Below are 20,477 nucleotides of genomic sequence, written 5' to 3' on the forward strand. Positions count from 1 at the left end.
AACCACTAATTCAGCCAACATTCAAACCAAATTGTTTCAATCTTCCTTCACCAATTTCACGAAAGCTTCGACCTGTTTCAGTTCAAGTGAAGCACCATGGCAGATCATCCATGTGTCACGCTTCATCTGCTCGCCATTCTTATTATGCAGCGGAACCTGATGAAAGGCATCCGCTTCACGTAAGGAGATGGAAGGCAGAATGGCATATCCAATCCCGTGAAGAGCCATCTGTTTGCATGTTTCGATCTGATCAACAATGATGGTTTTTTTCGGAGGAATGGAAAAGTGGTCCTGCCACCACTCCTGGATATCCTGATAATAGGTGGAATGGCTTTTAAACTGGATGAAAGGCTTTTCTGTTTTCTGTAACTCTTCAATAGAAGAAATATCCGTATCCACAAGGTACAGACTGTCAGAAAATAAGTGGATTTTTTCTCCCCGCCATTCCGGATTCCCCCGGACGATCCCAATATGAATCTGATCTTCATACAGATGCTTGATGATTTCACTGCTCCAGCCCGTAATGAGAGAGATATTGACCTGCGGATACAGGTTCACATATTTTTTTAACGTGTTTGGAAGCCAGTACTGCCCTATGATGGACGCCACCGCAAGCCTTAGTGTACCAAACACTTCTTTGGAAAGGGATTGCAGTTCCTCTCTCACACGGCCTTCGTCTTTCAGCGTCTCATTAACATGGGATATAATTTTTTCTCCTGCTGCCGTGATTGCGAGCCCTTTTTGCGATCGTAGGAAAATTTTTGTCCCCCAGCTGTTTTCAATGCTCTGCAAGCGCTGGCTCAAGGCTGGCTGAGAAACATACAGGCGCTCGGATGCTTTTCTCATATTTAATTCCTGAGCGAGCACTTGAAGGATTTTAAATTCAGATAGCTGCATGCTGCTCCCCCTTCGGCTAAACTTCATAAGCAAAACTTATAACTCTAACCTATTATATTCTATTTTTCATCTCTGCACGAAATATTTAAGATAAAAAGTAGAGATGAACCATAATGAGAGGATGAAAACAATGAAAGTAGACGTAAAAGGCATTCACCATGTACAGCTTTGCATTCCCCCTGGTGCTGAAGATCAGGCACGATCCTTCTTTTCGGGAATCCTGGGATTTCAGGAGATTGAAAAACCCGAGAGTTTAAAACCAAACGGCGGATTATGGTATCAAATGGGAAAGCAGGAGCTTCATTTAGGTATTGAAAACATTCCTCTCCAAAAAAGAAAAAGCCACCCCGCATTTGAAGTGGCCCAGCTTGACTCTGTAAAAAAACATCTTCTTTCCCACGGATTAGCTGTAAAAGAGGAAATTAAAATTCCGGGCTTATCAAGGTTCTCATTCCGTGATCCCTTCGGTAATCGCATAGAGTTTCTTGAGAAAACAACATAACCATGAAGAACAGCAGCCGGTAATTACCGGCTTTTTGTCTTTGGATTTTCTGTTTTGGGAAGCAGAATGGAAAACAGCAAACTTAAAATCGACAGGATAAGAACACCTTTATAAACATCGGCAAGGGAAAACGAAAGGCCATTTTGCAGCAGCTCCAGTACCGAACTGCTCAGCTTGCTTCTTTTTTCTTCATCCAGCAAAATGTTAGCCGCATCGAGTGTGACCTTCTCATTTTCATTTCCATGGCGGTCAAAATAGGTACTCAGTCTGGTGTTCAGAATACCGCCGAGAACGGCAGCTCCCAGTGCGCTTCCCACGATTCTCATAAACATATTGGATGCCGTGGCAATCCCTCTCGTTTTCCAGTCGACTGTATTTTGAATGGCAACAATATAGGTGGTATTCGTCAGCCCCATGCCGCACCCAATAAGAAAGGAACCAGCACCGGCCCAAACCGGGCCTTTGGCGGGGTCCATAAAGATAAATACTAGCGAACCAAGAAGCAAGGCAATACCGCCTGAAACTGCTACGGGGCGGAACCCTATTTTCAATAGCAGCTTTCCGGCAATCGTTGAACAAATTGGCCATCCAACCGACATGGCAGTCAACGTAAAACCAGCCACAACGGGTGGCTGTTCCATCACCCCTTGAATATAAGTGGGAAGGAAACTGGAAATCCCGATCAACACAGCACCGTTCGTTAGCGATGCGGCATTTGAAAGCGAGATCAGGCGGTTGTTCCATAAAGAAATCGGCATCAAGGGTTCAGGAATCCTTGACTCATGCTTGAAGAAACCGAACAGAATGAGCACCGAGCCGATTCCGAGAACGTAGGTTTCCCATGAATTCCATGGCCACGCTGTCCCTCCCTGTATAAGAAGAACCATCAGGGAACTTACCCCAATCAAAACAAGGAGCGAACCAAGGTAATCGATATGTACTTTTTTCCGCTCTACGTTCTCATGCAGGAATTTTCCAACACCTGCCATAGCTAGAATTCCAAGCGGGATATTCATCCAAAATACTAATGACCAATGGGAGTATGTAACAAAGAAACCTCCAAGCAACGGACCGACAATCGCTGAGATTCCCCAAACACTTGCAAGGTAGCCCTGAATTTTCGCCCGCTCTTCAATCGTGTACATGTCCCCAACAATTGTAGTTGCGATTGGCTGCACGGCTCCTGCTCCAAGACCCTGAATCAAACGGTAAATGATCAGCTGTTTCATAGAGCCTGCCAGCCCGCACATAACCGATCCTATTAAAAAAATGATAATACCAATCATGAAAACGGGCTTACGGCCGTATAAATCGGACAACTTCCCATAAATAAGAATAGTGACCGCCTGCATGAGCAGATATGCGGAAAATACCCAGCTGTACAAAGCAAATCCACCCAAATCCCCAACAATGCCAGGCATGGCTGTAGAAACAATCGTTCCTTCGATGGCTGCCATAAACATGGCAATAATCACCGATGCAAGAACATACGGCCGTTTTGTCTGCGGTTCTTCTCTGCTTGCGGGCTCTTTCCTTTGGAAACTCTCATTCATTTGTCTCAACCTCTTTTCGTATCTCATGCGGCTCTACATGAACAGAAATACTTTCTACTTTATATTTACGCCTGAGTTCGGCTTCAAGCTTTTCCGTAATCGCGTGGCTTTCAATCACATTCAGATCCGGGTGAACATGGATGGTTACATCAAGAATCACCGAATTCCCGTGTTTTCTGGCTTTTAAATCCGTTACTTGCTTCACGCCTTGCACGTTCAAAATTTGCTTTTCTATCCTTTTCCCCTCTTCATAATCAAACCCGTCGGAGAGATTATGTGAAGTTTCGTAAAAGATATCCCAGCCGGTTTTGATGATCATGATGGCAACAAGGATTGCCGCCAAGGGATCCAGCCAAACTACACCGAGCTGTGCTCCAAAGATCCCCACAGCCGCACCAATGCTGACAAACGCATCGGACCGGTTATCTAAAGCCGCTGCTTTTAAACCCTGGCTTTCTGTTTGGCGGGCAAGCCTGATATTGTACCGATAAACTCCCAGCATAACCAAGGCAGAAAAAATGGCCGTGATTCCTGCAATCATGGATGGAGGCTCGATTTCAAAAACCACAATACTTTTGATGGCAGAAATCAATACCTCGAGCCCAATTACTACCATTATAAAAGAAGCGACCATGGATGCAATGGTTTCCGCTCTGAGATGGCCATAGGGATGGTCTAAATCCGCAGGTTTTTTTGAAATTTTCAAACCGATCAGAACAGCCAAAGAGGCCAGAATATCCGTTGAGTTGTTTAATCCGTCTGCTACCAGAGCTTCGGAGGAATAAAGCCAGCCTATGCCCAGTTTTAGAAAGGATAAAGCGATATAGGCTGCCAAACTAAGATAAACGCCTCTCTCCACTTTTGCCTGCACCTTCTGCTCTGCCATGTCCTAATCTCCCTTTAACCATACTCCTGTATTTGCAGTTAGGATGTCTAAACTTACTAAAAAACATCCCTGTGCAAGATTATTAATCGTGATAAATCATTTTCCGGGCCATTCCGCCATCAATAACAAGATTTTCACCGTTGATGAAGTTATTCTCCGGATTCGTTAAATACAAGCAAGCTCTTGATATGTCAGAAACGGTTCCAACGCGTTTTGACCAGTGCTGTTCATGGTCCACATCACGCAGGCCCTCATAGTCCTTTGTTTCAATCCAGCCAGGACTAATGGAATTAACTGTAATTCCCTCTTCGCTCAAGGAAGCGGCCAGAGCATGGGTTATAGCCACAATGCCTCCTTTGGTGGCAGCATATGCTTCACTGTTGGGTTCTGACATGGAAGCACGAGTCGATGCAATATTCACAATCGATCCCCCTCCCTTTTGCTTCATTTGTTTTGCCGCTTCTCTGGAACATAAGAAAACGCTGCGGAGATTTGTTTGAATGACATCATCCCATTCATCCACACTTAGTTCGAGTGGTGATTTCCAAATCCCCTTTCCGGCATTGTTAATCAGAATATCAACTGGACCAAAAATAGTCTGTGTCCTTTCCATTAATGCCACGATATCCTCCGGTTTCCGGACATCGGTTTCGATAAATTCAGCCTTTCCATTTGCTGAAGAAATCTCTTTCAGCGTTTCCGCCGCTTCTGCCTCCTTCACATCCGCAATAACCACACGAGCACCCGCATGCGCGTAATCAATCGCAATTTGCCTTCCAATCCCCTGCCCTGCACCCGTTACAATCACTACCTTGCCTTTAAACATATGTGGAACATCTCCTTTTACATGGATTTAGCTTCATTCGATTCCTGAAATATTCCCTTAAATTCTATAACAATAACAGGGAATGATCTAAAAAAAACAGCAGCTGGCTGCTGTTTTTAAAGTTAGAAACTACTTTTATTTATTTGTTATTACTTACAACTACTTTTCCAATCGTTTTACCTGATTCCAGCTTGGAATGCGCCTCTCTCATGGTTTCTGCATTGAAAGGTCCCAATGTTTCCGTTAATGTGGCTTTTGAGAGAACCTCATGCTGTTTTATCATATCTTCCTTTTCGAATAGAGAGCGGGTAAACTTAGTCCTGGAACCGGCTTATTCAATTTATACATCCACCAAACTCTCTGGATGGTCGATTGGGAGATACTTGTACAAACCCACTGCCTTCATTTTCTGACTCATCAACATTCATCCTTTCTTATTTGTTACGTTACCCCAACATGCCAGAGAAAAACATAGGTCCAAAAATTCGCTGCCCGTCCAAACCAACATCGGACGAGATGCATAAGCTATCACAAGTACAAGTTCTAATCCTAAAAAAGGTGGTTGGCAAATGAAGTTCCCCCAAAAACATTCACAGGTTTGCATGCGGTTTAAACACCTGAAGCCTGGAAATGTGGTGCGTATTCATTTACATGGTACGTCCGTTCAAGTGACCTTCAGACAATATGATCCTACTACAGGGATTGTTATAGCAGCAATTTCTGATGGCAGTCTTGTTAAATTCAAATGCTGTGACGTAAATAAAGTTGAAAAGAACCCGTCCCAAAATTGGTTGCTAGAAGGGCGAAGCTAATTGGATCCAAATAAATAGGGACAGCCGGGCTGGCTGTCCTTTTTAGCATATACCTTACATCCTCATGTACGTTTCGCATATCCCTTTGATATACGTTATCGATTTTATCCTTAATTTCCTTTAAAGACATACCTTATGTTACATGATATATCATTGAAACAAGTTACTAAAAAGGATAACAATAAAAGGGAAGTAAGAGAAAAGAACAGACAGACTTCATCAAGGACTAACAAGCTGATATTATGTATAAGTTATGGTGATTTAAAAGAGTACTAAAAAAGCTATTGTTAACATCTCACATACTTTCTTTTAAAACCAAGCTTCCCTCTATCCATTTGTTTTTGAATATTTTCGTAAGCGTTTAGGAAACTGCTTTTCTTCTTGTCGCGTTTTACTTCTACGATACCCACTTCCTTCGCGGTCTCGACCGCCTTTTCATGCAGCGGCAAAAATGAAACCCCCACCGTGTTTAAAAAATTATTCATTGCAGATTTTGTTCGTTCTGGCGAAGCATGAATAGAATTTCTCAAAATATCAAGCATATTGGATATTTTACTTTCTGAAAACTCATGGTCTTTGCGATTCCCTAACAGCCAGCAGTAACAACTCCAGCCGGCAGACATTTTAAGTTCTTCGTCGCTTGCAATCCATTGATCAGCAACGTCTTGTGCAATTTCCGACTCTGATAAAGTTACTGCCACTACATAATCTGAAAGCATATAAAAATATGCTTCATCCAACCATCGGTTATAGTCAGCCTCAGTCATGCCATTTGGGTTTGCAATGATGCCTGCAAAATACATGGCATCGTAGTTACCTGTGGCATAAAGCTCTTCAGCTAAACGTTGATTTATTTTTATTATCTTTGCGAGTGGTTTCATAGCACCTGTAGCCACACCAAAAAGCGGCTCGTGCGCACCATTTGATAAGTACATTTTTTTTGTTCGTTCCTTACCGAGCACTTCAAGTTCCTGCATAACTGTTTCAAAGTCCATTGTGCAATTCCTCCCTTACTATTTTTCTCGTTTCATTTTAACCGCGAACCGCGGAGGCTATTTCAGTTCGCTTCCGATCTTTGTACAAAGAGTAAAGACCCTAATTCATCTAGAGCTGCAGTGTAATTTGGTGACGTCCATCAGTAGAATGTTTCGATAAAATAACATCTAAATTCTCCCCTCAAACCGTATCTGGTTTCATTCTACAATAAAAAAAGCTTGTAGACATGAGACTTTGTCTACAAGCTGAACCGATCTTTTTAGTAAGATCGGTAAAGAAGAATTTCTGAACGTATTTTGTTCTGTTTCATTTAATTTGTTTTAAAATAGGTGGTTAATGTTTGCTGAAGAGTACCTTTAGTTGATGCATATTGATCAAATGATATATCTAAATGAATCATTTTTCTAACTAGTTCTGCACGTAGACCAGTAATGACCGCCTCACATCCCATTAAGGAAACGCCGCTCAACACTTTTTGAAAATGATGAATGACCTCAATATCCATATCCGTAATGCCTGATAGGTCAATAATCAAGGTTCGAATTTTCATATTGGAAATCTCCGTTAAAACTTTTTCTTCAATGGTATCTATACGATATACATCAATAACGCCAATTAAAGGAAGAACCGCAACAAAAGGACTGATTGGTATTATAGGAACGGACAAATGCTCCACCATTTTTCGCTGAGTGCTGATCAATTCATCTTTATAAGTAGAATAGCTTATAAAGAAACTATTGAGAAATTTATCGATGCCGTCGTTGACCTGCTGCTCCATTTGAAAGATCGTTTCCCTATAGTCTGAAATGCTGCGTTCATTGGTGTTCCTAAGATCAAATTCATACATATAATGCCATATCGTTCTTCTAATGGCATGTACCCATTCCAACTTAAGAGTGAGGGTTAAAGCATGCCTCGCCCAGGCTACACCTTCTTGTTGAGCAAAGGATACAAGTTCGTTGTCTCTGTTTTCAACAACAAACTTGATCATCTTCTCCGCGTTTTTCAAAAGATCGATATTTCCAGATTGTAAAATATCATTTATTTTACCCGCAACATCACCAGCCTCAGATAATAGTTTGGTTTGAAACTCTTCCCTGTTGTATTCAATAAAATCCATAATCTGTTTTTGCTGAAGCTTTTCCATTAGGTTTTTCTCCTTCCAGCCGTTTAGAAATAGTCTTTTCTCCTCTGTATTCTACTTTAAAGTCCAATTAAAGCCATTTAACATTTTTACCCAGAAGTTGCTAATCTTTTTTAATCATAATTTTATTGTAGCAAATGACCAGGGACAACTTCTTTAAAATGCTCAAGTAAATATTGGTAATTAGCCAAACAATAAGTATATCAAACAGGCCAAACTCTTCAAATGTAGATGGGGTAATACATAGTGGAAATGCCTCTATTCTCCTATTAAGATGCCCAATCTGTAAAAACATGCAGACAAAACGCCCATAAGAAGATATCATTAAAGTTAAGAATCATCGGCATTAGGAGGTATGAATAGATGTCATCTGAAAAAAAACTAAGCTTTCAAGAGGCGGTTAAGCAAAGACTGGCTGAAAAAAAACAGCAGCAGGCAAACGGGAAATTTTCTACGAATCCTGTAAAATCTACAAAGCAAATGAAAAGCCAGCAGACGAAGAAGGCAAACAACCAACACCGTCGCACCGGCGTTTAATAATCATTTAAAAACCCTTTCTAAAGGGTTTTTTTCTTTGTCTCTTTTCGTATAGATTGTTGCTATTTTGACCATCCCATTAGCTCAATTAGCAATATAAGCTTAATTCATACTCTATTTAGACTTATCGTATTATTTTTCTAAATTTGCGACAATATTATTAAATTGATTAATGTAGTCAAAGAGTTTATTTACCCAGTCTTCCTTTATTTGTCTGTTCTTAAAAAATAATAAACTCATCGAAAAGGGAAAAAACTTCTGCTTATGAAGTGATCGCTCCCCCCTACAAATGAAGGAAGGAGTGCATCAAAAAATAAAAAAGCCCGCAATCCTTGATATACAAGGCGTTACAGGCTGTTAATATGTATAAGTTATGGTGACCCGAGAGGGGTTCGAACCCCCGACCTCTACCCTGTCAAGGTAGCGCTCTCCCAGCTGAGCTATCGGATCAATAATTATGTATCGGACAAATAGAATTATATCTCATAACAAGCTAACTTGACAACCCCTTTTATCAAAAATATTTAAAAAGAAATAGACCCTGAAAACAGGGCCCTTTTGATTCCATTATTTTTCTTCCCATTCAAAGGAAACTACGGATTTTAAGTTACAGTCGTTGCAGTGAGCGGTCAGATAGACCATGACGTTCGTCCCCTGACCGATCACCCACAGGCCGTCGAGATCAACCGTAATGGAAGTATTTGCTGGAATTACTCGTGTTGCTGCAATTGTCCCATTGACTGGGGAATTGGGAAGAATTCCGTACTGGATTTGCCCTCTTGGCCGTTCAGGCGGATTTTTTGAAAGATCTGCCGGTGTTACATTTGAGGACATTTTCCCGTTAAACGGAAGCGTTGGCTTGAAATAGATTTTAGCAACCATGGGATTGCATGTCATGTTCGAGATGGTGATCCGCTGTAAGGAAACATCCACGTTAGAGCTTGCCGGATTGACAAGCGATGCCCATACATTCTCACCTGGCGGGCAGGGACAGACCGAAAGCGTATCAGTAGATCCGAGAAAGTTGTTGGCCTTCGTTTCTTCTGCAGGACTGACCTCGGTTTCTTTCTCCTCTTTTGGATACTTGCCAAAGCCCATATTTGGCATCTTGGGCTGTACGGGGATATTCACATTCATATTAGGACTTACCGGATAGTTCATATTCGGGCTAATGTTGGGATTAGGATAGTTCATGTTTGGATTCATGTTGGGATAGCTTCCCTGACCATAACCATATCCTGCCCCCTGTCCATACGGGTACATTCTATTTAGCATATGCATTTTCCCTTCTCTAAAGTTTACACATTATTACCATATGTAGATAAGCTATACTTGGTCAGTCTATTTGGAAAAATGGGTAAAAGAAAAGCCATCCCATAAGGACAGCTTGGTTACCCTATTTTTTCTTCCTGGTCGTTCATAGCGATTTCTTCCTTCGATAATCGTTCTTCCTGGTCTCTGAGGCGATGAGCAAGACGGCTGGAAGCATTGGCGGCAATGCTGGCCACCAGATCGTCAAGAAATGTATGAACACCTTCGTTTGTTTTCGTATCCAACTTGCGAATGATTCCCAGTTTGTACTTGTCGAGATGACCGAATGTCGTTACTGCAATACTTCCATAGCCGAAAACCGCACCAAGCGCAATCGTTTCGTCTACGCCAAAAAGACCTTCATCCATTTCAACAATGGCCTGCAGTGGTTCCGACAGCATTTTTTTCTCTGCCAGTTTATCCAGTTCGATTCCAACAAGCAGGGCGTGCTGCATTTCCCGTTTTGTTAGTACTTTATCTACACTTTCAATGCATTCAGACATTGTTAATTGAGGAGAGAACGGAGACTGCATTTCAAATACAATTTCAGCTATATCGGGTATTGAGACACCGCGCTCAGCCAGCAATGTCCTCGCCGCTGCCTCTACATCCCGGCTGTGTACTCTCTTTGTCATTATGTTCACCTCTTGTGCTTTCCTTGGATTTTTGCACAATTATCATAAATCTTGATTACATTATACCACTGTATGATAAAATAAAACGAACACTATGAAAGCGCTCTTTTCAAGATAGGAGAATTAGATATGCCCTTTAAAGGTACCATCGATGAACAAACCCTACATAGCAAGGAGCTGAACGAACAGGTTCCTTTACTGGTCTATTACCCGCCAGCATTTACCACTTTAAAAAAATACCCGGTGCTGATCGCGCAAGATGGTCCCGATTATTTTCAATTGGGAAGACTTGCCTCAACAGCGGACGACTTGATTCAATCTCAGGACATTGAGCCCATGATCATTATTGGAATTGCCCATCATCGTGGAGATGACAGATATCAAAAATACCACCCTAACGGCTTAAAACATTCCTCCTACTTGAGGTTTATGTCAAATGAACTGCCAACCTACATTAACCATGAATTCAATACATATCTCCTGGGTTCCGGTATGTGCTTGATTGGAGATTCACTGGGAGGGTTTGTTTCGCTTGTCTGCGGATTAACTTTTCCTCGTACATTTGGCCAGTTGATTTTGCAGTCGCCTTTTATTGATGCAAATGTACTGGACATTCTGTATTCCTTTTCGGGGTATGAATTACTAAAGTTTTACCACGCTGTGGGAACGGAAGAAAACGAATATGCATCGCCTAGCGGTGTAAAAGATTTTCTGACTCCCAACCGGAAATTGGCCAGCGAACTGAAAACCAAGAATTTCGAGTATCGATATGAAGAATTTGATGGAAATCACCTTTGGTCTGATTGGCAGAAGAACTTGATTCCTGCATTGAAGTTTATTTTCGGGAAATAATTCAATTTGTGAAGTTATAAGAATTTTTGATATACTAATCCAAAAGATAAGGGAGGAAAATTAAATGAACTATGGTATTGCCATTTTCCCATCTACAGACCTGAAAGATAAAATAAATTCATACCGCAAACGTTATGATCCTCATTATTCCATTATCGATCCTCACATTACCCTGAAGGATCCGTTTGTCGCAAGTGATTCTGAAATTGATGAAATTGTAAGTTATATTGAAAATGTGGCCAAGACTGCTCCTCCTATCAAGATTCATATTTCTCGGGTAAGTTCCTTTCATCCGGTTAACAATGTCATCTATTTAAAAGTAAACAATACCGAAGAGCTTATCTCTCTTCATGAAAAGCTTTACGAGGGGCCGCTTCAGCATGAGCATCCTTATAATTTCGTCCCCCATCTGACGCTTGCTCAAAAGCTTTCTGATGTAGAGCACGCCGATGTTCTTGAACGTCTTAAAATGGTGGAAGCAGAATATAAAGAAACCGTAAATGAATTTCACCTTCTCAAACGGGATGAAGAATCAGACCGCTGGAACGTATACAAAACATTCAAACTGGGGAAGGAAGCATAAACTTGAAAATCAAAGTCATTACTTCGAAAGATGAAGCATACAAGGATGCTTTATTTGTTCGAAAAGAGGTATTCGTTAACGAACAAAACGTATCAGAAGAACTCGAAGTGGATCATCTTGAGGATACGGCTACTCACTTTGTACTCTATGATGCCGAAAATCAACCGATTGGTGCTGGACGAATGCGTCCCATTGGGGATGGCGGAAAAGTGGAAAGGGTTTGCATACTCTCCAACCGGCGCAAGCAAGGCCTTGGTGATTTGCTGATGAAGAGCATGGAGCAGGAAGCCTCCCGGCTGAACTATCCCGCGTTAACATTATATGCGCAGGTACAGGCAGAGGTTTTTTATAAAAAGCTGGGATACACCACAACATCAAAAGAACCCTTTATCGACGCTAACATTCTCCATGTGGCGATGAAAAAAGCATTGAACCAATGACCATTGGTTCAATGCTTTTTTCTGTTTAATTATGAGTAATTTACAGTCCAATAGTGAACACTATCTGTAATTTCGCATCATTTGGGGGATATCATGAACCTTGGTACAATTACAACTGAAATGGTCGTAGGCTTTTTCGCACTATTTTTCCTGACGAAAATTCTTGGAAAAACGCAATTGTCCCAATTGACACCCTTTGATTTTATTTCTGCACTCATTCTTGGGGAACTTGTTGGTAATGCCATGTATGATCCCGATGTCCATATCTGGATGATATTGTTCGCAATCAGTGTTTGGGGAATTCTCATGTACTCATTGGAAATCCTCACTCAAAAGTCCATGAAATTCCGAAAGATTTTGGAGGGTACCCCTTCGATTGTCATTCGAAAAGGGACAATGGACCGGAAACAAATGAAAAAAAACAAAATTGATATCAACCAGTTGCAAAACCTGATCCGGCAAAAAGGATATTTCAGTATAAGAGAAATCGATTATGCCATTCTTGAGACGAACGGTTCGATCTCTGTTCTTCCCAAAAGCGATAATCAGCCAGTCACACGCCAGGACTTAAAGCTGTCACAAGAAGAAACCACCCTCCCAGTGACTTTAATCATGGATGGAACCATTCTAACTGATAACCTCCCTACAGCTGGTGTTAACGAAGAATGGCTGTTAAAACAGCTTAAACAGCAAAACATTCACTCAGCAAAAGAAGTATTTTATGCAGAATGGAAAAAAGACGAGGGTCTGTTTGTGATGAAGGAAAATTAAAAAAGAACACGACATGTGTTCTTTTTAGGTTTTGGATATGATCAGAAATTGATAGCGATATGATTTAAGGCCTTTACCTTGTATTGCTGTTTGTTGAAAAATACAAAAGCTTCAATGGTCAGATTTCCGATTGCTTCTTTTTTAAACGGAATAAGATAATCTTGAATCACAGCTTTTTCCCCAGGATCTATGGAAAGGTCGCGAATGGGGCATATCCACAGTTCTCCTCTTTCCTTTGCCTCTTTTGACCAATCATTATCAATAAACATCCACTGATAGTTTGCTAGATTATCCTGATTCGTTTCATTGTTTTCGGTGGAGTAGATTTTTCCTTTTAGGACATTGGCTTCGTTTGGCTGGAACCTAAAGCAAATGGACGGGTTATGCAAAGATACAATCCCCGTATTTTCGATCAAAAATGACCCTTTGATCAAACCGCTTAGATCTTCCTTCATGATCATGGAATAATCAAACAAGCAAAGACATTCATAATCCCGTTTTACAAAGATGCTGTCTTCTTCATCTTCCGCTTTTTTCAGGAATGGATCGGGACGTCCCTGAAGAGACAGCTTTTTTTCCAGAGCCTTGATTTTTTGCATGCTGTTTTCCAGTTTGACTTCCTTCTCATTAATTTCTTCCTGAACTGCAGTCAACAAATTTTCATAATCGGCAACTCTTTTTTCATAATCTACACTTTGGGCATGTGCCAACTGTTCCCTCAGCTGGATGACCTCTTCTTCAAGTCTTGCCCTGTGAGCGTCAAGTGCCTGAAATTCAGCCTCTCTTGCCGCGTTGTTCACTTCTTTCTCAAGGGTCTCAATTTGTTCTTCGGCAAAAACCAGTTTTTTTTCAAGAGCTAACGATTTTTCCTGATAAAATTCAGCACGGGCAATCAGACGGTCATAGCTCAACCGCTCTTTTTGAGAATGCATTTGCGTCCCTCCCTAAATAGGCTCCCATCTCTATCTTATGTAATATGGGGTGATTCGTTCACTGAAATACAAAAAAAGAGCAGGAGATCCCTGCTCTCTAGACAGTTCATGAGATTATTTCATCTTGATGTCGTCAAAGGACACGCAATTTTCCACTTCAAGGGTGCCTTCTTCGACTTTTACAATGCCTGATTCAAATACCGTTACACCGCGTTCATTCACTAGCTGCAACTGGAATAAGGTTCCGGAATGTTTGCTGACGGTTGCGAAATTAAAGTCAAACTCCTCACCTTCATCGGTTGTACCTGTACCTGATACTGTAAATTTCAGCCCTTTTCCTTCAGAAGGTTCGCAAACCAGACTATCCTGATCGAAGCTGTCTGCCGTGAAGGTAAAGTTGTTCATGTCGCCGTCTTCTTCATCAAACGTAAATTTTAATGAGCTGTCACTCAAGCTGCAGTTCTGGCAGATTTCTGCAAGGACGCCAAGACGACCTTTTTCCGTGGCATTACTGCCAGTGCAACCACTTGCTTCACCAGATACACTGCAGTCGCAGCTCGGTCTAGGAAAGATATCCGGACATTGCGCCGGGAATACAACTTCAGGACAAGCGAACGTTTCATTTTCTTCAGCTGAAAGATCATTATTACGAGGTGCGCAGAATTTAGCAAGCACTTCAAGTTTAACTTCTGCTTCAATTTGGATATCGACACAGAAGGTGATTGTTACGGTGAAAGATCTTGGAGCCGGACTGTTTAGAATGACTGTTCCTGTTGGAATTTTGCAAAGAATGCGCGTGATGCGGCAGAATAGATCCGTTCCATCAGGATAACATAACACGAATGGTTCAAGGACAGATGCATCGGTCCTTACACAAGTAACAACCTTTCCGTTTCTGTCGACGACTGCAACTTCCACTTCGGAAGTAAACAAAAGCTCTACGAGCTGGGCTTCCACGAAGCTGCCATTCAGTGAAACGGTAACATCTCTCTTTTCTCCCACCTGCTCACACATAAATGTTTCAGTCGCCGCCATGGTTTCATCCCCATTAAGCGGAAAAACAGGAGGAGTAACCGGTGTCTGGCAGGTCAGACGCAGAGGACGGCGAGCCGGATCCGCTAAAGCTTCTTCTATCCTTCTTATCTGCTCTGGATTGAAACTAACTTGTTTGGTTACAGAAAATGTGTCTGTTAACCAATCGTACACCTTCTGCACCCTTATGCATTCTTCTTGGAGACTATTGGTAGCCTTCGGTATCGATTTCTTGTGATTTAAACCCATAGTTTCCCTTCCTTTCCTTATCATGTTCTGAAGATTCCATACATACTATGGGAGTACGATAGGTTATGACACAAGAATGAATGCCTATTTTTCGGGCGGTTAGGAGGATAGACAATATGATTCTTACATTTGGAGGCAAACAGATCGGACAGGTGGACACCAATTTTTTTCAGCATATAAAACCCTTATTAAATTACTGGGGATTGCAATGGAATGAAAACTATGATGAAATCGAACCGGCTTTGTATGGCCAATGTTATGTGATCTCAGGTCTTGAGCAAAGGGACCTGGAAAGTGTTAAAAAAATACTTAAGCATACGGATGTTACTATAGAAGAAAACCCCTCGGGAGTGAACATAACAGCCACAATATCGGTTTCGTTTGTTGCAGATCAGCCTGTACCCATCATCGTTCAAACAGAAAATTCCAAACTTCTCTATATTACTCCAGCCGAGAATACCGAAAACGCTGTTCAAAACATTATCCATAAGAACATCCTATGCAAAAGAAAATCAAATCACTATTCTTTTTCCTTCAGATGGAGGGAGAAAGAATATATTCCTGAATGGATCAGCTACCTCATCCTACAGATTGGACTCTCCAAGACATTTTCTTCCCTCGCCTCCATCTCTTTTGGAGAATTCCAGGCAGGTATAAACCACATCTTAAGATCAATAAATCCCATGCTCGCTGATCTGCAATGCGAAAGAGAAACAAAAAAAATGAAAAAGCCAAAAATCGAGCCTGAATTGAAGGTGCCTGACACCTTCATCGCTGCTCAACAGCTTATACCTGTCCGAAGCAGTCCTGCAACAGTGTCACGGAATAAAAATCTTCATAACGGGCCAGCCATTAACCCATTTAAAAACATGCAAATCCCAGAATCGACTATCAATCCGTTTAAACAAAAACAAGGCAAAACTTCAACCGCCATTAATCCCTTTCAGCCAAATACCTATACCACTCGGAGCAGTAAAGAATAGTATAAAATCAACTTACTGAAAAGGTGTGGGTGGAATGGATAAATCTCAAATGCGCAGCAGGTATCGTGATCGCCAGCAGAAAAAGTCAAAATCACAAAGCAAACCGTCATTGTTTGACCCTGTGAAAAAAAAGAAGGGCTGCAAAACGTGCGGAAAAGTAACGTGGAAGCCTAAGAAAAATCAATGATGGCCACTAAAAAAGAAGGATCTCCTCCTTCTTTTTTCTATTTCTGGTAGAAAACCTATTTTTTGTACAAGTAGGTACTTATCTATGCAAATTTTAAAAAACTCAATATATTATATTACCCCCTGATTTAACAGGAGTAAGGGAAACAAATAAGGAGGAAAAGTAATGGGTTCATTATTTAATAACGACGGGTGCAACTGCCACGAAGAAAGTTCCAGCTCCAGCTCCAGCTCCAGCTTTATACACAAGAAAAGAAAGAAAAAAGAAAGCTCAAGTTCTAGCTCTAGCTCTAGCTCTAGCTCCAGTTTTGTACACAAGAAAAGAAAAAAAGAAAGCTCTAGCTCAAGTTCAAGCTTTATACAAAAAAAGAAAAAACGACAAGAAAGCTCTAACAACTGTAAAGGCTGTGCATGTAAGCAGATTAGAAAGTTAACACCTGGTGCATTGGTACAAATCGTGCTAAAAGGCGGAGAAGACTTCTTTGATGGCGAGATCACATTCGCATGTTTCGATCATAAGACTTGCTGTGCAACTTTCATCTTGGATGGATATCCGATCATCATTGACTGCCGTCAAATCGTTGCAATCCAGCTATTCACGTAATAACTGATTACGAAAAAATCAGGCCATTTGAGCCTGATTTTTTTCTATTTAGGGAATAGGTTTTTTCGTAATATAAGGCCTATAATCATCGGTTTTAGCAATCACAGTGCAGAATTTCAAGATCGTATCATTTTTAATCCTCCATGTATGGCTATCCGGTTCATAGCTTCTTAAATAAACATAGTTATCTTTAGTTGCTGAGTACACAGGAATACCATTCTCTATACATGATTTACAAAAAGCTGCATCCTCAGCTATATTGGTGGAACTGAATTTTACCGTATTAAAAACCTCTTTTTTAAAAACCAGCGTCCCTCCCATTAATAAATGATTATTGTATGTCTCCTCATTTTTCGCAACTGTCCCCCCAAACTTATTCGGATTAAATTCGGTAAGCAGGCCCTGATCTTTAAAATACATAAAAATGGAGGTTTTTCCCACGACGGATGCTTGAGAATTTCTTAAAGACTGAAGGGAGTGCATCAAGTAATATGGCGAATAATAATCATCATCATCAAATTTAGCGATATAGCTGAACTTTGCTTTTTCTACACCAAAGTTTAAACATTCACCCAACGTAGTATTAGATGGTAAATGATAAATTGAGATATTGGAAGAATTCAACGCTCTTTTTTTCCATTTTTCAGCATCCATATTATCTTTATTTAAAATGATAATTAGTTCTTTTTCTACATCCTGCTGCCGATCAAAATTAAGGAAAACCTCTTCCATACAACTATCCCTTATTGTGCAAGTGATGACGGAAACCATAAAAGCCTCCTCTGTTCCTGATAAAAGACATCAAAACTTTGAAACAAACGGTTTGAAATCATCAGTCTTCGTAATAAATTGGCTTATACTTAAAATAACATCCACCGGCACCTTCCATGTATGCTGTTCCTGATCATCATTCCTTAAGTAGGTGAAATTTTCTTTTGTTGTTGAGTAAACCCTCAACCCCGCCTTCACACAGTCTCTGCAAAAAATCCGGTCTACTTCTTTGATCTGATCCGGAAACCTTACTTGATCCAAAATTGCTTTATAAAATACTAACGTACCTCCCTGCAAATATTGCTTTGCAAAGCTGGTTTGATCATTGACATATTGGTTTTCATTGCCTGGATTGAAAACAGCCAATACTTGTTTATTTTTTAAGTATATATATACCGATGTCTTTCCTATAACATCCGCTTTCGCTGATTTCATTTCAGAAAGAGAATCTTGAAGATAGGCTGGCGCATAATAATCGTCATCCTCAAAGTTTGCAATAACATCATATTTTGCGTGCCCCACAGCGAGATTGATGCAATTGCCTAAAGAGGTATGCTGGGGGACTTGGTAAACAGACACATTATCATAATTTTTTGCCTTTTCAAGCCATTTTTGTAAACACATACTATCTTGATTCAGTACAATAATTAATTCTTTTGGATCGTAATTTTGATTCTTGTAATTATCAAATATATTTTCCATGCAGGAGTCCCTAATTGTACAGGTTATGACTGATACCATATAATCCCCTTTCTATTCAGATTTTTTTATACCCTGTTGGATGATGTAAAAACCACTGCCATGCGGATTCAATCATATCTTTCAGGTCAAACTGTGCCTTCCAGTTAAACTCTTTTTTCAATAATTCTGCACTGGCGATGAGTGCCGGAGGATCTCCCTCACGCCTTTTTGCATACTCCACAGCCGCTTTCCTGCCGGTGATCGTTTCGCACATTTTTATGATTTCATTCACGCTTATTCCTTTTTCATTCCCTACGTTATAAACTCTGTTGGCAACACTGCTGTCCAGCAGTGCTTCAAGTGCAAGGAGGTGGGCATTACTTAAGTCTGTAACATGGATATAATCTCTAATGCAGGTACCGTCTTTTGTTTCATAATCATTGCCAAACACAAAAATCTTTTTCGTCTCGCCCAGTAAATGTTTTAATATATTGGGAATCAAATGGGTCTCCGGTGTATGGTCCTCTCCCAATTCTCCCGAGCCAATGGCACCTGCCACATTAAAATACCGCAGAGCAATATATTTTAGTGAATAGGCTATTGAAAAGTCTTTTAAAAGCTGCTCACCGATTAATTTTGTCCAACCATAAGGATTAATGGGCATTGCAGGTGTATTTTCATTTATTATCTTGCAGGGTGGTTTCCCGTAAACGGCACATGAAGAGGAGAAAACTATTTTCTTAACATGATGTTGCACCATCATCTTCAATAGGGTTATCATTCCATTGACGTTATTGCTATAATATACTGCAGGTTTTTCAACTGACTCTCCTACGTACGCATTTGCTGCAAAATGCATAACTGCACAAACAGAATATTTTGAAAAGATTTCCCCTAAGTCTTTAGGGTTCCTTACATCCCCTTTTACAAATATTGCTTTAGGATCTATCGCTTCCTGATTGCCTGTTGACAAATTATCAATTACGACAACCTGATAATTTTTCATGATTAAGGCTTTGACTACGTGACTCCCAATGTATCCTGCCCCGCCTGTCACAAGAATCATGGCAACTCCCCTATTCTCCTCATTTATTATCCTATCCTGCATTAATTTCTTTTTCGAATAAGTGCAGAGCCCTGCCTACGATTTGGTCCATATTATAATACTTGTATTCTGCCAATCTTCCGGCAAAAATCACTTTGTCTTTAATCGTTTGCGCTTCCGTTTCATATAACCTATATTGCTCCCTGTATTCTTTTTTGGGAACCGGATAATATGGGTCATTAATGCCTATTTTATAGGCTTCCGGATATTCTCTTGCAATCGTTGTTCCCAGGATGTTCTTTTGGTGTGTTAATTTTTTAAATTCCGTAATGCGCGTAAATTCATACTCATTTGGATAATTGATCTGGCCTGCTTCTTGAAATTCCTCTTTATTATGGAATTCAAATTCGAACCGTAAGCTTCTATAGGGCAATGGGCCAAATTTATAGTCAAAATACAGATCGATAGGACCAGTAAAAATTAGTTTTTTATAATGAACATCTGCAATGACTTCTTTGTAGTCGGTATTTAACAATACTTTGATGTTTGGGCTGTGTAACATTCTCCTAAACATTTCAGTATATCCATGCTTTGGCATCGCTTGATATTTATCTTGAAAGTACCGATTGTCTCTAGAGATTATGATAGGTACCCGTCCTGTTACCGACGGATCAAGATCTTCGGGTTTTAATCCCCATTGTTTTACGGTATATCCATGAAATACCTTTTCATAAATGTAATCTGCGAGAGCTTTCAGCTGTTTATTTTTGTTATTTTGAAGCTGTTGTATCGTTATTTTTTCACCAATCTTATATTGATCCAACAGGGCATCTTCAATTGCTTTCGTACTGGTTGAAGGAAATAGTTGATTTAGGGAGTTGAGGTTAAAGGGAATGGGTACCATTTCTCCATCAAGCATACCAAGAACTTTGTGATAATATGGAGTCCATTCCGTATAGGTTGAAAGATAATCCCATACTTTCTTCGAATTCGTGTGAAAAATATGCGGACCAAATTTATGAACGAGAACTCCATTTTCATCAAAATAATCATAGGCATTCCCTGCAATATGATTCCTTTTTTCTACAATTAGAACCCTCTTCCCCAATATACTGGAAATTCTTTCAGCCATTACAGAACCTGAGAAACCCGCTCCTACAATTAAATAATCGAATTTCATCTTTTCCTCCCCACAATTGGGATTATATGCTTTATGTATGCAGTAAAGGAGTTTCCTATGTATTTTCCA

At 40.4% G+C, this 20,477-nt stretch carries 24 protein-coding genes and 1 tRNA gene; 9 read left to right on the plus strand and 16 right to left on the minus strand.

Translation table 11 applies throughout. The features are described 5' to 3' along the window. Nucleotides 1–36: 36 nt before the first annotated feature. Entirely contained in the window at nucleotides 37–897 is an 861-nt protein-coding gene (locus tag DMO16_RS06880; RefSeq protein WP_129476199.1) for a LysR family transcriptional regulator, read from the minus strand. A 130-nt stretch (nucleotides 898–1,027) separates the two neighbouring features. Here DMO16_RS06880 and DMO16_RS06885 point away from each other — a divergent pair, with 130 nt between their 5' ends. Next, complete coding sequence (locus tag DMO16_RS06885) at nucleotides 1,028–1,399, plus strand: VOC family protein (protein ID WP_129476202.1); 372 nt, start codon at nucleotides 1,028–1,030, stop codon at nucleotides 1,397–1,399. 23 nt (nucleotides 1,400–1,422) lie between these two features. Here the strand turns inward: DMO16_RS06885 and DMO16_RS06890 are convergent, their stop codons facing one another. From DMO16_RS06890 to DMO16_RS06910, 6 genes are all read right to left on the minus strand, one after another. Continuing rightward, complete coding sequence (locus DMO16_RS06890) at nucleotides 1,423–2,952, minus strand: MDR family MFS transporter (RefSeq protein WP_129476205.1); 1,530 nt, start codon at nucleotides 2,950–2,952, stop codon at nucleotides 1,423–1,425. Next, nucleotides 2,945–3,838 carry a cation diffusion facilitator family transporter gene (locus DMO16_RS06895; RefSeq protein WP_061969108.1) on the minus strand — a complete coding sequence of 298 codons (894 nt, stop codon included), beginning with the start codon at nucleotides 3,836–3,838 and terminating at the stop codon, nucleotides 2,945–2,947. The genes DMO16_RS06890 and DMO16_RS06895 overlap by 8 nt, the downstream gene beginning before the upstream one ends. A gap of 82 nt (nucleotides 3,839–3,920) precedes the next feature. After that, nucleotides 3,921–4,664, minus strand: coding sequence for an SDR family NAD(P)-dependent oxidoreductase (locus tag DMO16_RS06900; protein ID WP_129476207.1), 744 nt, complete (start codon nucleotides 4,662–4,664; stop codon nucleotides 3,921–3,923). A 139-nt stretch (nucleotides 4,665–4,803) separates the two neighbouring features. Continuing rightward, on the minus strand, nucleotides 4,804–4,947 hold the full coding sequence (locus DMO16_RS24145; RefSeq protein WP_164988871.1) for a hypothetical protein: 144 nt from the start codon (nucleotides 4,945–4,947) through the stop codon (nucleotides 4,804–4,806). 816 nt (nucleotides 4,948–5,763) lie between these two features. Then, nucleotides 5,764–6,471: a DNA alkylation repair protein gene (locus DMO16_RS06905; protein ID WP_061969102.1), complete on the minus strand. Its 708-nt coding sequence runs from the start codon at nucleotides 6,469–6,471 to the stop codon at nucleotides 5,764–5,766. Between the two features lie 311 nt (nucleotides 6,472–6,782). After that, on the minus strand, nucleotides 6,783–7,619 hold the full coding sequence (locus DMO16_RS06910; RefSeq protein WP_061969100.1) for an STAS domain-containing protein: 837 nt from the start codon (nucleotides 7,617–7,619) through the stop codon (nucleotides 6,783–6,785). 360 nt (nucleotides 7,620–7,979) lie between these two features. On the opposite strand from DMO16_RS06910, the gene DMO16_RS24150 reads away from it, so the two are divergent. Then, nucleotides 7,980–8,153, plus strand: coding sequence for a hypothetical protein (locus tag DMO16_RS24150; protein ID WP_164988872.1), 174 nt, complete (start codon nucleotides 7,980–7,982; stop codon nucleotides 8,151–8,153). 374 nt (nucleotides 8,154–8,527) lie between these two features. Here DMO16_RS24150 and DMO16_RS06915 read toward each other — a convergent pair. The 3 genes from DMO16_RS06915 to DMO16_RS06925 form a co-directional block, all read right to left on the minus strand. Next, nucleotides 8,528–8,603: transfer RNA gene (locus tag DMO16_RS06915), tRNA-Val, on the minus strand. A gap of 117 nt (nucleotides 8,604–8,720) precedes the next feature. After that, the gene (locus tag DMO16_RS06920) at nucleotides 8,721–9,416 is read right to left on the minus strand and encodes a DUF6143 family protein (protein WP_206738066.1); all 696 of its coding nucleotides are present in this window, start codon (nucleotides 9,414–9,416) and stop codon (nucleotides 8,721–8,723) included. Between the two features lie 128 nt (nucleotides 9,417–9,544). Beyond that, complete coding sequence (locus DMO16_RS06925) at nucleotides 9,545–10,099, minus strand: phosphatidylglycerophosphatase A family protein (protein ID WP_129476214.1); 555 nt, start codon at nucleotides 10,097–10,099, stop codon at nucleotides 9,545–9,547. Between the two features lie 129 nt (nucleotides 10,100–10,228). Here DMO16_RS06925 and DMO16_RS06930 point away from each other — a divergent pair, with 129 nt between their 5' ends. From DMO16_RS06930 to DMO16_RS06945, 4 genes are all read left to right on the plus strand, one after another. Continuing rightward, nucleotides 10,229–10,951: an alpha/beta hydrolase gene (locus DMO16_RS06930; protein WP_061969092.1), complete on the plus strand. Its 723-nt coding sequence runs from the start codon at nucleotides 10,229–10,231 to the stop codon at nucleotides 10,949–10,951. Between the two features lie 64 nt (nucleotides 10,952–11,015). Beyond that, entirely contained in the window at nucleotides 11,016–11,534 is a 519-nt protein-coding gene (locus tag DMO16_RS06935; protein WP_061969090.1) for a 2'-5' RNA ligase family protein, read from the plus strand. Nucleotides 11,535–11,536: 2 nt separating this feature from the next. Next, nucleotides 11,537–11,974, plus strand: a complete 438-nt coding sequence (locus DMO16_RS06940; RefSeq protein WP_425590021.1) for a GNAT family N-acetyltransferase — start codon at nucleotides 11,537–11,539, stop codon at nucleotides 11,972–11,974. 90 nt (nucleotides 11,975–12,064) lie between these two features. Then, nucleotides 12,065–12,745, plus strand: a complete 681-nt coding sequence (locus DMO16_RS06945) for a YetF domain-containing protein (protein ID WP_241840658.1) — start codon at nucleotides 12,065–12,067, stop codon at nucleotides 12,743–12,745. A gap of 41 nt (nucleotides 12,746–12,786) precedes the next feature. Here the strand turns inward: DMO16_RS06945 and DMO16_RS06950 are convergent, their stop codons facing one another. Continuing rightward, nucleotides 12,787–13,677 (minus strand): hypothetical protein, encoded by an 891-nt coding sequence (locus tag DMO16_RS06950; RefSeq protein WP_129476219.1) that lies wholly within the window; start codon nucleotides 13,675–13,677, stop codon nucleotides 12,787–12,789. A gap of 114 nt (nucleotides 13,678–13,791) precedes the next feature. Then, nucleotides 13,792–14,883, minus strand: a complete 1,092-nt coding sequence (locus DMO16_RS06955; RefSeq protein WP_129476222.1) for a hypothetical protein — start codon at nucleotides 14,881–14,883, stop codon at nucleotides 13,792–13,794. A 191-nt stretch (nucleotides 14,884–15,074) separates the two neighbouring features. Between DMO16_RS06955 and DMO16_RS06960 the strand changes: the two genes are divergently transcribed. The 3 genes from DMO16_RS06960 (at nucleotide 15,075) to DMO16_RS06965 (ending at nucleotide 16,731) form a co-directional block, all read left to right on the plus strand. Next, nucleotides 15,075–15,941, plus strand: a complete 867-nt coding sequence (locus DMO16_RS06960) for a hypothetical protein (RefSeq protein ID WP_129476225.1) — start codon at nucleotides 15,075–15,077, stop codon at nucleotides 15,939–15,941. Nucleotides 15,942–15,975: 34 nt separating this feature from the next. Beyond that, nucleotides 15,976–16,128: a hypothetical protein gene (locus DMO16_RS24155; RefSeq protein ID WP_156412556.1), complete on the plus strand. Its 153-nt coding sequence runs from the start codon at nucleotides 15,976–15,978 to the stop codon at nucleotides 16,126–16,128. 165 nt (nucleotides 16,129–16,293) lie between these two features. Further along, a complete protein-coding gene (locus DMO16_RS06965; RefSeq protein ID WP_129476228.1) occupies nucleotides 16,294–16,731 on the plus strand; it encodes a hypothetical protein in 438 nt (145 codons plus the stop codon). 48 nt (nucleotides 16,732–16,779) lie between these two features. Here DMO16_RS06965 and DMO16_RS06970 read toward each other — a convergent pair whose 3' ends face one another. The 4 genes from DMO16_RS06970 to glf are packed head-to-tail and all read right to left on the minus strand — an operon-like array spanning nucleotide 16,780 to nucleotide 20,408. Beyond that, nucleotides 16,780–17,502 carry a glycosyltransferase gene (locus tag DMO16_RS06970; RefSeq protein ID WP_129476232.1) on the minus strand — a complete coding sequence of 241 codons (723 nt, stop codon included), beginning with the start codon at nucleotides 17,500–17,502 and terminating at the stop codon, nucleotides 16,780–16,782. Nucleotides 17,503–17,532: 30 nt separating this feature from the next. Beyond that, nucleotides 17,533–18,243 (minus strand): glycosyltransferase, encoded by a 711-nt coding sequence (locus tag DMO16_RS06975; RefSeq protein WP_129476235.1) that lies wholly within the window; start codon nucleotides 18,241–18,243, stop codon nucleotides 17,533–17,535. Nucleotides 18,244–18,259: 16 nt separating this feature from the next. Further along, the gene (galE, locus tag DMO16_RS06980; RefSeq protein ID WP_129476238.1) at nucleotides 18,260–19,249 is read right to left on the minus strand and encodes a UDP-glucose 4-epimerase GalE; all 990 of its coding nucleotides are present in this window, start codon (nucleotides 19,247–19,249) and stop codon (nucleotides 18,260–18,262) included. A gap of 31 nt (nucleotides 19,250–19,280) precedes the next feature. Next, nucleotides 19,281–20,408, minus strand: a complete 1,128-nt coding sequence (gene glf / locus DMO16_RS06985) for a UDP-galactopyranose mutase (protein WP_129476241.1) — start codon at nucleotides 20,406–20,408, stop codon at nucleotides 19,281–19,283. Nucleotides 20,409–20,477 lie beyond the last annotated feature (69 nt).

It is taken from the genome of Fictibacillus sp. S7, assembly GCF_004127935.1.
GTDB lineage: Bacteria > Bacillota > Bacilli > Bacillales > Fictibacillaceae > Fictibacillus_C > Fictibacillus_C enclensis.

Excerpts from the sequence above, each read along its gene's own strand:
- DMO16_RS06880 (WP_129476199.1), bottom strand. The coding sequence starts at position 897 with ATGCAGCTATCTGAATTTAAAATCCTTCAAGTGCTCGCTCAGGAATTA.
- DMO16_RS06885 (WP_129476202.1), top strand. The coding sequence starts at position 1,028 with ATGAAAGTAGACGTAAAAGGCATTCACCATGTACAGCTTTGCATTCCC.
- DMO16_RS06890 (WP_129476205.1), bottom strand. The coding sequence starts at position 2,952 with ATGAATGAGAGTTTCCAAAGGAAAGAGCCCGCAAGCAGAGAAGAACCG.
- DMO16_RS06895 (WP_061969108.1), bottom strand. The coding sequence starts at position 3,838 with ATGGCAGAGCAGAAGGTGCAGGCAAAAGTGGAGAGAGGCGTTTATCTT.
- DMO16_RS06900 (WP_129476207.1), bottom strand. The coding sequence starts at position 4,664 with ATGTTTAAAGGCAAGGTAGTGATTGTAACGGGTGCAGGGCAGGGGATT.
- DMO16_RS24145 (WP_164988871.1), bottom strand. The coding sequence starts at position 4,947 with ATGATAAAACAGCATGAGGTTCTCTCAAAAGCCACATTAACGGAAACA.
- DMO16_RS06905 (WP_061969102.1), bottom strand. The coding sequence starts at position 6,471 with ATGGACTTTGAAACAGTTATGCAGGAACTTGAAGTGCTCGGTAAGGAA.
- DMO16_RS06910 (WP_061969100.1), bottom strand. The coding sequence starts at position 7,619 with ATGGAAAAGCTTCAGCAAAAACAGATTATGGATTTTATTGAATACAAC.
- DMO16_RS24150 (WP_164988872.1), top strand. The coding sequence starts at position 7,980 with ATGTCATCTGAAAAAAAACTAAGCTTTCAAGAGGCGGTTAAGCAAAGA.
- DMO16_RS06920 (WP_206738066.1), bottom strand. The coding sequence starts at position 9,416 with ATGTACCCGTATGGACAGGGGGCAGGATATGGTTATGGTCAGGGAAGC.
- DMO16_RS06925 (WP_129476214.1), bottom strand. The coding sequence starts at position 10,099 with ATGACAAAGAGAGTACACAGCCGGGATGTAGAGGCAGCGGCGAGGACA.
- DMO16_RS06930 (WP_061969092.1), top strand. The coding sequence starts at position 10,229 with ATGCCCTTTAAAGGTACCATCGATGAACAAACCCTACATAGCAAGGAG.
- DMO16_RS06935 (WP_061969090.1), top strand. The coding sequence starts at position 11,016 with ATGAACTATGGTATTGCCATTTTCCCATCTACAGACCTGAAAGATAAA.
- DMO16_RS06950 (WP_129476219.1), bottom strand. The coding sequence starts at position 13,677 with ATGCATTCTCAAAAAGAGCGGTTGAGCTATGACCGTCTGATTGCCCGT.
- DMO16_RS06960 (WP_129476225.1), top strand. The coding sequence starts at position 15,075 with ATGATTCTTACATTTGGAGGCAAACAGATCGGACAGGTGGACACCAAT.
- DMO16_RS24155 (WP_156412556.1), top strand. The coding sequence starts at position 15,976 with ATGGATAAATCTCAAATGCGCAGCAGGTATCGTGATCGCCAGCAGAAA.
- DMO16_RS06965 (WP_129476228.1), top strand. The coding sequence starts at position 16,294 with ATGGGTTCATTATTTAATAACGACGGGTGCAACTGCCACGAAGAAAGT.
- DMO16_RS06970 (WP_129476232.1), bottom strand. The coding sequence starts at position 17,502 with ATGGTTTCCGTCATCACTTGCACAATAAGGGATAGTTGTATGGAAGAG.
- DMO16_RS06975 (WP_129476235.1), bottom strand. The coding sequence starts at position 18,243 with ATGGTATCAGTCATAACCTGTACAATTAGGGACTCCTGCATGGAAAAT.
- galE (WP_129476238.1), bottom strand. The coding sequence starts at position 19,249 with ATGATTCTTGTGACAGGCGGGGCAGGATACATTGGGAGTCACGTAGTC.
- glf (WP_129476241.1), bottom strand. The coding sequence starts at position 20,408 with ATGAAATTCGATTATTTAATTGTAGGAGCGGGTTTCTCAGGTTCTGTA.